Here is a 12,863-nt window from a genome sequence, read left to right as displayed (position 1 = left end):
TCGGCGGAACCTACGAGAGCCCCGTCACCTGCCCTCGCCGGCGCCGACGTCCCCGGGCAGCGGCAGCTCGTACGGCAGCAGCTCGGCGCGCTTGGGCGGACGCCCGTCGCCCGAGGAGCGGCCCGTCAGACGGCGGCCGATCCACGGGAGCAGGTGCTGCCGGGCGAAGCGTACGTCCGCGACCCGCCGCGTGACCCAGCCCGGCGGCAGGGTCGCCGGCGGGGGCACGTGCCACTCGGGGTCCTCCGGCTCGTAGCCCAGCGTCTGCCACACCGCCTCCGCCACCCGGCGATGGCCCTCGGCGGTCAGATGCAGCCGGTCCACGTCCCACAGCCGCGGATCGCCGAGCGCGGGAGCGCCGTACAGGTCGACCACCACCGCGCCGTGCCGGGCGGCGAGGTCGTCGATGCAGGCGAACAGCTCCTCCATGCGCGGGCGGAACCGCTCCAGGACCGGACCCTGGCGGCCCGGACTGCGCATCAGCACCAGCTGCTCGCAGGCCGGCGTCAGCCGCTCCACGGCCTCGGTCAGCAGCGCCTTCACCCGCCCCATGTCGCACTTGGGGCGCAGGGTGTCGTTCAGACCGCCGACCAGGGTGATCACATCGGCGCCCATCGCGGCGGCCGTGCCCACCTGCTCGTCGACGATCTGCCCGATCAGCTTGCCCCGTACGGCGAGGTTGGCGTACCGGAAACCGGGCGTCCGCGCGGCCATCCGCGCCGCGAGAAGGTCCGCCCAGCCGCGGTACGTGCCGTCGGGCAGGAGGTCCGACATGCCCTCGGTGAAGGAGTCGCCGACCGCGACCAGGCTGCTGTGGGTGGGATTCGTCTGCATGGCGTCAGCGATCGTAACCCGCCGACATACCCAGCGGTCGGTCACCCCGGCACATCGACGAGGGCGCCCCGGCAGACTGCCCAGGACGCCCCCGCTCACCCAGCGAGGACATCCGCCCCGCCCCGGCACACGCGCCTACGCCCGCTGCCCGAACAGCTCCCGCAGCACGTCCTCCATCGTCACCAGCCCCGCCAGCCGCCCGTCGTCGCCGAGCGCCGCCGCCAGGTGCGTACGGCTGCCCCGCATCGCGGTGAGCACGTCGTCCAGCGGAGTGGTCTCCCGTACGCGCGCGATGGGCCGCATGTCGCGGAGCCGGAAGGCGACGTCCCGCGGGGAGGCGTCCAGGGCGTCCTTGACGTGGAGGTAGCCGACGATCCGGCGCCCCTCGTCCACCACCGGGAACCGGGAGAACCCGGACTCGGCGGACAGCCGCTCCAGCTCCTCCGGAGTGACACCCACGCGCGCGTAGACGACACGTTCCAGTGGCAGTACGACGTCCCGCACCGGCCTGCGCCCCAGTTCGAGCGCGTCGTTCAGCCGCTCCCGCGTGCGCGCGTCGATCAGCTCCGCCTCACCGGAGTCCCGCACCAGACGGGCCAGCTCGGCGTCCGAGAAGGTCGCCGTGACCTCGTCCTTGGTCTCGATCCGCATCAGCTTGAGCAGGGCGTTGGCGAAGGCGTTGATCGTGAAGATCACCGGCCGCAGCGCCCGGGCCAGCGTCACCAGCGGCGGGCCCAGCAGCAGCGCGCTGCGCACCGGCTCGGCCAGCGCGATGTTCTTCGGCACCATCTCGCCGAGCAGCATGTGGAGATACGTGGCCAGGGTCAGCGCGATGACGAACGACACCGCGTGTCCCGCGCCGCTCGGCACACCGGCCGCGTGGAACGCCGGTTCCAGCAGATGCGCGATCGCCGGTTCGGCCACCACACCGAGCACCAGAGTGCACAGGGTGATGCCGAGCTGGGCCGCGGCCATCAGCGCGGACACGTGCTCGAGCCCCCACAGCACACTGCGGGCACGCCGGTCGCCCTGCTCGGCGTACGGCTCGATCTGCGAGCGGCGCACGGAGATCAGCGCGAACTCGGCGCCGACGAAGAAGGCGTTGACGACCAGGGTCGCCAGACCGATCAGCAGTTGTACGGCGACCATCACCGTCCCCCTTCCTCGGGCTCGTCGGTGTCGTCCAGCGGCGCGTGCAGCAGCACCCGCGCGGCCCGGCGTCCGGTCGCGTCGACCACGTCCAGGCGCCAGCCGCCGACCCGCAGGCTGTCCCCGTCGGCCGGGATGCGGCCGAGTTCCGTGGCGACGAGGCCGGCGAGGGTCTCGTACGGCCCCTCGGGCGGTCGCAGGCCGACCCGCGCGAGCTGGTCCATACGGGCGGCTCCGTCCGCGGAGTACAGGGCGTGGCCGTCCTCGTCGGTGCCGGCCGGGGCGAGGTCGGGCGTCTCGTGCGGGTCGTGCTCGTCCCGGACCTCGCCGACGACCTCCTCGACGATGTCCTCCAGGGTGGCGACGCCCGCGGTGCCGCCGTACTCGTCGATGATCACGGCCATGGTCCGCTTGCCGGACAGCCGGTCAAGGAGCCGGTCCACGGTGAGGGTCTCGGGGACCAGCAGCGGCTCCCGCATCAGCTCGGCGACCCGGACCCGCGAGCGCCGCTCGGCGGGCACCGCCAGGACGTCCTTGATGTGCGCGGTGCCCACGACCGAGTCCAGGTTGCCGCGGTAGACCGGGAACCGGGACAGGCCCGTCGCCCGGGTGGCGTTGGCGACGTCCTCGCAGGTCGCCTGGACGTCGAGGGCCACCACCTGGACGCGCGGCGTCATCACGTTCTCCGCGGTCAGGTCGGCCAGGTTCAGGGTGCGGACGAACAGCTCGGCGGTGTCCGGCTCCAGCGCGCCCTCGCGGGCCGAGTGCCGGGCGAGCGCGGCCAGCTCCTGCGGCCCGCGCGCGGAGGCCAGCTCCTCGGCGGGCTCGATGCCCATGCGGCGCACCACGCGGTTCGCCGTGTTGTTCAGATGGGTGATGAAGGGCCGGAAGGCGCGGCTGAACCAGCGCTGCGCGTTGCCCACCGTCTTGGCCACGGCCAGCGGCGAGGAGATCGCCCAGTTCTTCGGCACCAGTTCGCCGACGACCATCAGGAACACCGTCGACAGCGCGGTGCCCAGCACCAGCGCCAGGGAGGAGGCGGCCGACTGCGACATCCCGGCCGACTTCAGCGGGCCGGAGATCAGCCGCGAGATCGACGGCTCGGCGAGCATGCCGACCACCAGGTTGGTGACGGTGATGCCGAGCTGGGCGCCGGAGAGCTGGAAGGTGAGGTTGCGTACGGCCTTCAGCGCGCCGGCCGCGCCGCGCTCGCCGCGTTCGACCGCCTGCTCCAGGTCGCCGCGCTCGACGGTCGTGAGCGAGAACTCGGCGGCCACGAAGGCGCCGCAGGCCAGCGAGAGCAGGATCGCCACCAGCAGCAGGAGCACTTCGGTCATCGGGTCACCTCCGTCCCATGATCGGACAGGGTGGCGGGACGTGCGCGATATCGGCTACTGGGAGGCTCGCCCATGGGCGGACGCTCACACCTTTCACGAGAAGGGAGTGGCCCCCGTACGAGGGCTCACGGTCACCCAATGGTAAAGGATCGGCAAAGCAGTCAGTCGGTGAGGGGCTTCGTCCAGCGCCGCCACTGCTCCTCGGGCGCGTACCCGGCCGCGCTCCACGCGTGCTGCGCGGTCTCGTTGCGGGTGAGCACCATCGCGTCCCCACGGCGCCCGCCGAGTCGTACGAACCGTTCCTCGGCCGCCGTGAGCAGGGCCGAGCCGATCCCGCGGCGCCGCCGCCGCGGATGCACCGCGAGCCGGTACAGATGGCAGCGCCAGCCGTCGAAGCCGGCGATCACCGTGCCCACCAGCTCCCCGTCCAGCTCGGCCAGCAGCAGCGACTCCGGGTCGCGCCCAACGAGCCGCTCCACCCCCTCGCGGTCGTCGCTGATGCTGGTGCCCTCGGCGGCCGTCTTCCAGAAGGCGAGGACGGCGTCGAGATCGTCGGGTGCCGCGGCCCGTATCCGCAGGTCGGTCATGGAACGATCACATCATGCCCGCCGGGGGTGGACCGGGAATTCCACCATGCGGACCTCACTCGTGCGCGATCGCCTCCAGTACGTTCATCCGCGAGGCCCGCGCCGCCGGCAGCAGCGCCGCCACCACGCCCACGACCGCGGACCCGATCACCACCGCGACGATCGTGCCCCACGGGAAGGCCAGGGCGCCCATGCCCTGGAGCGCCAGCACCTGCTGCATGCACACCCCCCACACCAGCCCGAGGCCGAGCCCCAGCACCGCGCCGAACACGGCGATGACCACCGACTCCAGCCGGATCATCCGCCGCAGCTGCCGCCGCGCCAGGCCGATCGCCCGCAGCAGCCCGATCTCACGCGTGCGCTCCACCACCGACAGGGCGAGGGTGTTGACCACACCGAGCACGGCGATGACGATCGCGAGCCCCAGCAGGGCGTAGACCAGGTAGAGCAGCACCGCGATCTGATCACGGATCAGCTCCTTGTAGTCGGCCTGGTCCCGCACCTGGACCTGCGGATACACCTCCAGCGTCCGCTCCAGGGCGGCGCGCAGCGCGTCGTCGCCCGTGCCCGCGCCGCCGTTGACGTAGACCACGGAGTCCTGCCCGCCCGGCGCGTACCGCTCCAGGGTGGCGAGGCCGAAGTAGACGCCGCCCTGGTTGCCGAAGCCCTCGGCGGCCTCCTGGTCGGTCAGCGCGCCCACGGTCAGTTCGGCGACGCGCCCGCCGCGGAACTCCACCGGGAGCACGGTGCCGACCCGCACCCCGTGGTCGCGGGCGAAGTCCACGTCCATGCCGAGGTGCCCGGCGGCCAGCGCCGCCGCGGTGTCGCCGCGCGCGTAGGTGAGGTTGGCGACCTCGTCGAGCCGCGGGTCGTACCCGGCCGCCGTGGTCTTGACGCGGTCGCCGTCGGGCAGCCGCAGGGCGACCGGGGTGAACCGCGCCCGGACGACCAGGCCGACGCCCTCGGTGGCGCGCACCTTGTCGGTGACCTCCGTCGGGAACGGCACGAAGTTGCTGTTCTGCACCACGAAGTCGGCACCCAGCGTCTTGTCGATCTGCTCGTCGAACGACTTGGTCATCGACGCGCTCGCCACCGACATCCCGCCCACCAGCGCGATGCCCACCATCAGCGCGGCGGCCGTGGCACCGGTACGGCGGGGATTGCGCAGGGCGTTGCGCTGGCTCATCCGCCCGACCGTGCCGAACAGCGCGGGGAAGCCGGCGCCGAGGACCCGGATCACCGGCCGCACCAGCAGCGGACCCGCGATCACCGTGGCCACCAGCGTCAGCGCGACCCCGAGGCCCAGCAGCGAGGCCGCCGTCGCCGTCCGCGAGGCCGCCGCACAGCCCGCCAGCGCCGCCGCGCCGGCCGCGCCGACGACCACGCCGACCACCGCCCGCACCTTCAGCGGCCGCCCCACCCCGGCCACCTCGGCGTCCGCGAGCGCCGCCATCGGCGAGACCGCGGCGGCCCGCCGGGCCGGCAGATACGCGGCGACGAAGGTGACGCCCATGCCCACGACGTAGGCCGCGACGGGAGTCCCCCAGCCGACCACCATCTCGGTGGCCCGGATGTTCATGCCGAGCAGGCCCATCAGCTCGATCAGCCCGAGCGCCAGCCCGATCCCGGTGGCCAGCCCCAGCGTGGAGCCGACCAGCCCGAGCAGCAGCGCCTCGGTGAGCACCGAGCGGCGCACCTGCCGCCGGTCGGCGCCGAGCGCGCGCAGCAGGCCCAGCTCACGGGTGCGCTGGGCGATCAGCATGGAGAACGTGTTGACGATCAGGAACACGCCGACGAGCACGGCGACCCCGGCGAAACCGAGCATCACGTACTTGATGACGTCGAGGAACCCGCCGAGCTGCTCCACGTCCGACTCGGCCTGCTCGTCGGCGGTCCGCAGCTCGTAGCGGCCCGCGCTGTCGCCGAGGGCCGCGGCCACCCGCCGCTTCAGCTCGGCGTCGCTCACCCCCTGCGACGCGTCGACGGTGACGGCGGTGGCGGCCTTCGCGTCGCCCAGCAGCCGGGTCTGCGCGGCCGGCGGGTCCAGGAAGAGCAGCGCCGCGCCGGGGTTGGTCGTGGTGAACGTGGCGATGCCGACGACCTTCACCCGGAAGGAGCCGGGCGCGGCGATGACGGTGAGCGTGTCGCCGATCTCCACGTCCTTGCGGTCGGCGGTCTCCGAGTCCAGCAGCGCCTCGCCCGGCCCGCGCGGGGCGGTGCCCGAGGTCAGCTCCACGGGGCTGCGCTCGGTGGGGTTCCAGCCCGTGCCGATGGTCGGGGCGCCGGTGGTCGGGCCCACCGACTCGTTGTCCTGGTTCACGACGGTGATGCCGCTGACGTCGACGTCCACGCGCGCCGCGGCCACGCCGTCCACCTGCCGCACCCGCTCCACGAGCGCCGCGGGAAGGGTCGGTGTGAAGCCCGAGGGCACCGCCTCGTCGAGCGTCTCGTCCGGGCTGATCGTGACATCGGCGGCCGTGGACGCGAAGAGCCGGTCGAAGGTGCGGCTCACGGTGTCCGAGAAGATCAGGCTGCCCGCCACGAACGCGACGGACAGGATGACGGCCAGCGCGGACAGCAGCAGCCGCCCCTTGTGCGCGAGGAAGCTGCGGAGGGTCGCCTTGAGCATGGGTACTCAGCCCTCCTCGCCGAGCGAGCCGCGACCGCCCGCGTCTCCGTCGGCCGGGCGCCTGGGGGCCGGGCCGTTGTCGCCCGCGTCTCCGTCGGCCGGGCGCCTGAAGGCCGGGCCCTTGTCGCCCGCGTCTTCGTCGGCCGGACGCCGGGAAGCCGGACCGCCGTCGCCCCCGCCCCCGAAAGCCGCGCCGCCGTCGCCCGCCGTGCCGCCGTCGCCCGCCGTGCCGCCGGCGCCCGCCGCCGGCCCCCGCCCCACGTCGAACCGTTTCATCCGCTCCAGCACCGCCTCCGCCGTGGGCCGCCGCATCTCGTCCACGATCCGTCCGTCCGCGAGAAACAGCACGAGATCGGAGTGGGCCGCGGCGCCGGGATCATGGGTGACCATCACCACCGTCTGCCCGAGCCCGTCCACCGCCTCGCGCAGGAAGCCGAGGACCTCCAGACCGGCCCGTGAGTCCAGGTTGCCGGTCGGCTCGTCCGCGAAGATCAGCTCGGGCCGGGAGGCCAGCGCACGGGCACACGCCACCCGCTGCTGCTGGCCGCCCGACAGCTGGGCGGGCCGGTGCCGCAGCCGGTCCCGCAGCCCGAGCGTGTCGACGACCCGGTCCAGCCACGCCGGATCGGGCTTCTGCCCGGCGATGTCCATGGGCAGGGTGATGTTCTCCAGCGCGTTGAGCGTCGGGATCAGGTTGAACGACTGGAACATGAAGCCGATCCGGTCCCTGCGCAGCCGGGTCAGCTCCCGCTCCCGCAGTCCGGTGATCTCGGTGTCGCCGAGCCACACCTGACCGGCCGAGACGGTGTCGAGCCCGGCCAGACAGTGCATCAGCGTGGACTTGCCCGACCCCGACGGCCCCATGACCGCGGTGAACCGGCCGCGCGCGATGTCCACGTCCACCGAGTCCAGCGCGAGCACGGTCGTCTCGCCCGAGCCGTACGCCTTGGTCAGCCCCCGGGCCCGGGCGGCGACACCGTCGACCGGCGGTGGTCCCGGGTCGTGCTCCGCGGCAGGTGTGGACAAGGCCGCCTCCTCGGTCGGGGACAACGGGCGTTCCGTCGGGGAGGACGCGCATTCCGTCGCGGACGAGGCGCATCTTCCTGTCCGCCCGAGCCTAATGTGAGCCGGTGCACACCCGGTATCTCTTTCGAGCGCCCTTGCGGGTGCTAGCACCTCGGCGCTAGCTTCAAGGTATGGCGAAGACCCAGCTGAACGTCCGGGTGGACGAGGGCACGGCCCGCGCGGCCCGCGAACGCGCCCTCGCGCGCGGCATGAGCGTCAACCGCTACATCGAAGAGCTGGTCAGACAGGACACCGGCGAGGTGGGCCACACCTTCGTGGAGGCCGCCGCCGACTTCATGAAGAGCTACGAGTCCGTCTTCGCCGAGGAGTTCGGCGAGGGACGGCGCGAAGGCCGTCGCTGAACCGTTGAGCACCCTCAGGATCGATCTCGCCTGGCTGCTCATGCTCGCCGAGCAGAACACCCCCGGGGACCCCCAGGTCACCGACTGGGGTGCGCTCGTCGCCGCCGTCGCACGCCATCAGGCCGAGATATTCGACGTCCCCGTCTACGACACCCCGCACGCCCGCGCCGCCGCCCTGCTCCAGCTCCTCATCCACTGCCCGGCGCTGGAACGCTCCAACGCCCTCTTCGCCTGTGCCGTCGCCTACGCCTATCTCGTCGCCAGCGGCCTGAAGGTCGTCACCTCGCCCGAACAGGTCCGCGACCTCGCCCGCCTGGTCAAGACCGGTGAGGCGTCCGTCCAGGACATCGCGGACGAACTGCGGCAGTGGAGCACCGAGGTCTAGGAGGCGTCCGGGGCCGGCCGCCACGCCGTGCCCAGTGCGCAGTACGACGTCGGCAGCACGGGCCCCTTCTCCGGCATCAGCAGGCTGCGGTACGGCCCGAGTGCGAACCCGGCGTCCCGCAGCGCGGCCACCGGGTCGCGGCCCACATGGCAGCCGCCGTTGAGCCGGGGCCAGACGGTGAGGTCCAGGGCGCGCTGGGCGGCCCGCATCACCTGGCCGCCGCCCCGCCCGTGCTCGAAGAACCGCACCTCACCGCCCGGCTTGAGCACCCGCCGCACCTCGCCGAGGGCCCGCGGCACGTCCCGCACACTGCACAGCACCAGCGACAGCACGACCGCGTCGAACGCCTCGCTCTTGACCGGCAGCGCCTCCGCCGCACCCGGCACGACATCGACCGGCACCTCCGCGCGCAGCGCCGCCTCCACCGCCATGCGGCGCAGCAGCCGCTCCGGCTCGATGGCGACCACCTCCGCGACGGTGCCGGGGTAGTGCGCGAAGTTCAGCCCGTTGCCCGCACCCACCTCAAGCACCCGTCCGGACAGCCCGGACAGCAGCCGGTCGCGTACCCCCGCCAGGCCCATCCGGGTCTCGGCGGCCACGCTGACCCGGGCGTACCAGCGGGCGAAGAGCGGGTGGTGCACGGGATCCCGCGCCGGTCTCCCGACGGCGGCGGACCACAGCGGCATGGCGGACCTCCTTGCGAGGACGGGCCTTACGCCGATTCTGCCCCGCCACCCCCGCCCGCACCCACCCCCGCGACCGGCCGCGCTACGCCCCGCGGGACACGGCCCCGCTCCAACGCTCGTAGGACACGGCACCGCTCCCGCACCCCGCGGGACACGGCCCCGCTTCTGCGCTCCGCGGGACACGGCCAGGCTCCAACGCTCGTAGGACACGGCACCGCTCCTGCGCCCCGCAGGACGCGGCACCGCTTCTACGCCCCGCGGGACACGGACCCGCTCCAACGCTCGTAGGACACGGCACCGCTCCCGCACCCCGCGGGACACGGCACCGCTCCCGCACCCCGCGGGACACGGCACCGCTCCTGCACCCCGCAGGACACGGCCCCGCTCCTGCGCCCCGCGGGACACCACCGCTTCTACGCCCCGCAGGGCACCGCCCCGCCGCTACGCCCCGAAGGCCGGCGCCGCCCACCGCTCCCGGAACGCGGACGCGTCCCACGTCCCGTCCAGCCCCGGTGCCAGCCACCCCGGCGCCGAGGCCCGGAAGCGGTCCGGCGCGAGGGAGCCCGCGCCCGCGGGCAGGGCGCCGATCAGCGGGGCGGCGGACACCTCCGGCAGGTCCGCGAGATTGCAGCGGGACGCCAGATCGGCGTCCTCGGGCCAGCTGCCGATGACCACGCCGGCCATCTCCAGGCCACGGCGCCGCAGTTCACGCGCCGTCAGCTCGGTGGTGTTCAGCGTGCCCAGACCCGCCGAGGCGACCACCAGCACCGGCGCGCCCAGCAGCTGCGCCGCGTCCGCCAGCGTGCCGCCCTCGTCGTCGAACCGCACCAGCAGCCCGCCCGCGCCCTCCACCAGCACCAGGTCGTGCTCGGTGGCCAGCTTGGCGGCCGCGTCCGCGACCTGCGACGGCCGCACCGGAGCGCGCCCCGCCCGCCGCGCGGCCGTCGCCGGGGCCAGCGGCTCGGGATAGCGGGCCGGCTCCGCCGTCGTCACCGCGCCCGCGAGCCGCGCCACCTCGTCGGCGTCCCCCCGCTCGTCCGGCCGTACGCCCGTCTGCGCGGCCTTCAGCACGGCCACCGACCGCCCGGCCGCGAGCGCCGCGGCGGCCACCGCGGCGGTCGTGACGGTCTTGCCGACCTCCGTGCCCGTGCCCGTGATCACCAGGACCGGCATGTTGTGCCTCTCTCCGTTCATCCTTCGCGCGCGGCGGCGCACACCGCCCGCGCGATCCGCGCCACGTCCTCGTCACCGGTGACGTACGGCGGCATCGTGTAGATCAGATCGCGGAACGGCCGCAGCCACACGCCCTCGCGCACCGCGGCCGCCGTCGCCGCCGCCATGTCGACGGGATGGTCGAGCTGGACCACCCCGATCGCGCCGAGCACCCGCACGTCCCGCACCCCGGGCAGCTCCGCCGCCGGGGCGAGCCCCTCGACGAGGCCCGCCTCGATCCGCTTGACCTCACCGGCCCAGTCCTGCCCGAGCAGCAGCTCCAGCGAGGCACAGGCCACCGCGGAGGCCAGCGGGTTGCCCATGAACGTCGGCCCGTGCGCCAGCACCGGCACCTCGCCCCGCGAGATCCCGTCCGCCACCCGAGGCGTGCACAGCGTGGCCGCCATGCTGAGATAACCGCCGGTCAGCGCCTTGCCCAGACACATCACATCGGGCGTCACGGCCGCGTGGTCGGCGGCGAACAGCGCGCCCGTACGCCCGAAGCCGGTCGCGATCTCGTCGAACACCAGCAGCACGTCGTGCGCGTCACACGCCTCCCGCAGCACCCGCAGATACGCGGGGGAGTGGAACCGCATCCCGCCCGCACCCTGCACCACCGGCTCCACGATCACCGCGGCCAGCTCATGGGCGTGCTCCGCGATCGCCGAGCGCAGCAGTTCGGCGTAGGACTCCTCGAACCCGGCGGGCGGCGCGTCCACGAACACCTGCCGGGGCAGCACGCCCGACCACAGGGCGTGCATGCCGCCGTCCGGGTCGCAGACGGCCATCGGCTGCCAGGTGTCCCCGTGGTAGCCGCCCCGCCAGGTCAGCATCCGCCGCTTCTCCGGACGGCCCAGCGAGCGCCAGTACTGCAGGCACATCTTCACCGCGACCTCGACCGACACCGAGCCGGAGTCGGAGAGGAACACATGCTCCAGGCCGTCGGGCGACATATCGACAAGTCGCTTCGCCAGTCGCACGGCGGGCTCGTGCGTCAGCCCGCCGAACATCACATGGCTCATCCGCCCGAGCTGCTCCTGCACGGCCTCGTCCAGCACCGGGTGGCGGTAGCCGTGGATCGCCGCCCACCAGGACGACATGCCGTCGACCAGCTCGCCCGAGCCGTCCGCCAGCCGCAGCCTGACCCCGCTCGCCGACTCCACGACCAGCGGCTCCGCCGTGCCGGGCATCGGTCCGTAGGGGTGCCAGACGTGCCGCCGGTCCAGGTCCAGCAGCTCGGGCACGCTCAGCTCAGGCATTGGGCGCGAGGTCCGTGCCGGCACCACGACGGCGTACGGCGACCAGGTCCGGGCGCGGCTCGTGGGCGGCCGGCACGGGAGCGGCCGTACCGCACACCCCGCCGCCCGCCTCGGAGCCGCAGCCACCGGCGGCCTCGTGCGCACCGCATCCACCGGCGGCCTCGTGCGAACCGCAGCCGCCCGCGGACGCGTGGGACCCGCACCCGCCGCCCGCCGCCGCCCGGTGCTCCGGCAGGGTGACCTCCCCGGCGCCCTCCACCTCGAAGCCGGCATCCGCGATCATCTCCAGATCGGCCTTGCCCGCCTGCCCCTCACTGGTGAGGTAGTCACCGAGGAAGATCGAGTTGGCCAGGTGCAGCGCCAGCGGCTGCATCGTGCGCAGATGCACCTCACGGCCGCCCGCGATCCGCACCTCGACGTCCGGGCAGACGAACCGGACCATCGCCAGGATGCGCAGGCACCGCTGCGGGGTGAGGTTCCACTCCTTGGCCAGCGGCGTGCCCTCGAAGGGGATCAGGAAGTTCACCGGCACCGAGTCCGGGTCCAGCTCGCGCAGCGCGAACACGACGTCGACCAGGTCCTGGTCGCTCTCGCCCATGCCCGCGATCAGACCGGAGCAGGCCGACAGACCCGCCGAGTGCGCCTTCTGCACGGTGTCGACGCGGTCGGCGTAGGTGTGGGTGGTCGTGATGTCCCCGTACGTCCCCTCGGACGTGTTGAGGTTGTGGTTGTAGGCGTCGGCGCCCGCCTCGCGCAGCCGCTCGGCCTGGCCGTCGGAGAGCAGACCGAGGCACGCGCACACCTCGACGCCCTCGTTCTGCTCCTTGATCGTCTTGATCGTCTCCGACACCCGGTCCACGTCGCGGTCGGTCGGACCGCGCCCGCTGGCCACCAGGCAGACGCGCTTGGCGCCCCCGGCGAGCCCCGCGGCGGCCGCCTTGGACGCCTCGTCCGGCTTGAGCCAGGTGTACTTGAGGATCTCGGCCTTCGACCCCAGCCGCTGGGAGCAGTAGGAGCAGTCCTCGGGACACAGCCCGGACTTCAGGTTGACCAGGTAGTTCAGTTTCACGCGCCGCCCGAACCAGTGGCGGCGCACCTTTCCGGCCGCGGCCACCACGTCGAGCAGGTCGTCGTCCGACGTGGCCAGCACGGCGAGCGCTTCCTCGCGGGTCGGCAGCTCGCGCCGAAGCCCCTTGTCCACCAGCGTGTTCAGCAGATCCATGAGAGCCGATCCTGTCGTACGGATGTACCCCGGGCCAATGTGACTTCGCACAACGAAGGCCCTTCGGTGTGTGGGTATTGCCACACCCTGGGTGACGGTCAGTGCGGTTAGTGTCTGTGCGCCGCCTACACATCTT

Annotated in this window: 12 protein-coding genes; 2 read left to right on the top strand and 10 right to left on the bottom strand. The window is 73.4% G+C overall.

All coding sequences use genetic code 11. The features are described 5' to 3' along the window. Positions 1-24: 24 nt before the first annotated feature. The 6 genes from ACSU6M_RS04795 to ACSU6M_RS04770 all read right to left on the bottom strand — a co-directional run bounded on the left by ACSU6M_RS04795 (position 25) and on the right by ACSU6M_RS04770 (position 7,562). Complete coding sequence (locus ACSU6M_RS04795) at positions 25-834, bottom strand: SGNH/GDSL hydrolase family protein (RefSeq protein ID WP_437067338.1); 810 nt, start codon at positions 832-834, stop codon at positions 25-27. A 135-nt stretch (positions 835-969) separates the two neighbouring features. Then, a complete protein-coding gene (locus tag ACSU6M_RS04790) occupies positions 970-1,983 on the bottom strand; it encodes a hemolysin family protein (protein WP_437067336.1) in 1,014 nt (337 codons plus the stop codon). Then, positions 1,983-3,320 carry a hemolysin family protein gene (locus tag ACSU6M_RS04785; protein WP_437067334.1) on the bottom strand — a complete coding sequence of 446 codons (1,338 nt, stop codon included), beginning with the start codon at positions 3,318-3,320 and terminating at the stop codon, positions 1,983-1,985. Before ACSU6M_RS04785 ends, ACSU6M_RS04790 begins: the two co-directional genes overlap by 1 nt. A gap of 161 nt (positions 3,321-3,481) precedes the next feature. After that, positions 3,482-3,907, bottom strand: a complete 426-nt coding sequence (locus ACSU6M_RS04780) for a GNAT family N-acetyltransferase (RefSeq protein WP_437067333.1) — start codon at positions 3,905-3,907, stop codon at positions 3,482-3,484. A 55-nt stretch (positions 3,908-3,962) separates the two neighbouring features. Continuing rightward, a complete protein-coding gene (locus ACSU6M_RS04775) occupies positions 3,963-6,536 on the bottom strand; it encodes an ABC transporter permease (RefSeq protein WP_437067331.1) in 2,574 nt (857 codons plus the stop codon). 6 nt (positions 6,537-6,542) lie between these two features. Next, positions 6,543-7,562 (bottom strand): ABC transporter ATP-binding protein, encoded by a 1,020-nt coding sequence (locus tag ACSU6M_RS04770; protein WP_437067329.1) that lies wholly within the window; start codon positions 7,560-7,562, stop codon positions 6,543-6,545. A 170-nt stretch (positions 7,563-7,732) separates the two neighbouring features. On the opposite strand from ACSU6M_RS04770, the gene ACSU6M_RS04765 reads away from it, so the two are divergent. Continuing rightward, positions 7,733-7,963, top strand: coding sequence for an antitoxin (locus ACSU6M_RS04765; protein WP_437067327.1), 231 nt, complete (start codon positions 7,733-7,735; stop codon positions 7,961-7,963). Between the two features lie 4 nt (positions 7,964-7,967). After that, the gene (locus tag ACSU6M_RS04760) at positions 7,968-8,348 is read left to right on the top strand and encodes a fic family toxin-antitoxin system, toxin component (protein ID WP_437067326.1); all 381 of its coding nucleotides are present in this window, start codon (positions 7,968-7,970) and stop codon (positions 8,346-8,348) included. Here ACSU6M_RS04760 and ACSU6M_RS04755 read toward each other — a convergent pair. From ACSU6M_RS04755 to bioB, 4 genes are all read right to left on the bottom strand, one after another. Continuing rightward, the gene (locus tag ACSU6M_RS04755; protein ID WP_437067325.1) at positions 8,345-9,034 is read right to left on the bottom strand and encodes a class I SAM-dependent methyltransferase; all 690 of its coding nucleotides are present in this window, start codon (positions 9,032-9,034) and stop codon (positions 8,345-8,347) included. The genes ACSU6M_RS04760 and ACSU6M_RS04755 overlap by 4 nt on opposite strands. A 441-nt stretch (positions 9,035-9,475) precedes the next feature. Further along, positions 9,476-10,228: a dethiobiotin synthase gene (bioD, locus tag ACSU6M_RS04750; RefSeq protein ID WP_437067324.1), complete on the bottom strand. Its 753-nt coding sequence runs from the start codon at positions 10,226-10,228 to the stop codon at positions 9,476-9,478. Further along, positions 10,225-11,505 (bottom strand): adenosylmethionine--8-amino-7-oxononanoate transaminase, encoded by a 1,281-nt coding sequence (locus tag ACSU6M_RS04745; protein WP_437067323.1) that lies wholly within the window; start codon positions 11,503-11,505, stop codon positions 10,225-10,227. Before ACSU6M_RS04745 ends, bioD begins: the two co-directional genes overlap by 4 nt. Beyond that, positions 11,498-12,727: a biotin synthase BioB gene (gene bioB, locus ACSU6M_RS04740; protein ID WP_437067322.1), complete on the bottom strand. Its 1,230-nt coding sequence runs from the start codon at positions 12,725-12,727 to the stop codon at positions 11,498-11,500. Before bioB ends, ACSU6M_RS04745 begins: the two co-directional genes overlap by 8 nt. Positions 12,728-12,863: the final 136 nt, after the last annotated feature.

Origin of the sequence: Streptomyces sp. enrichment culture (assembly GCF_964272895.1) — a bacterium.
GTDB lineage: Bacteria > Actinomycetota > Actinomycetes > Streptomycetales > Streptomycetaceae > Streptomyces.
This window is presented reverse-complemented; position numbering and strand designations above follow the sequence as displayed.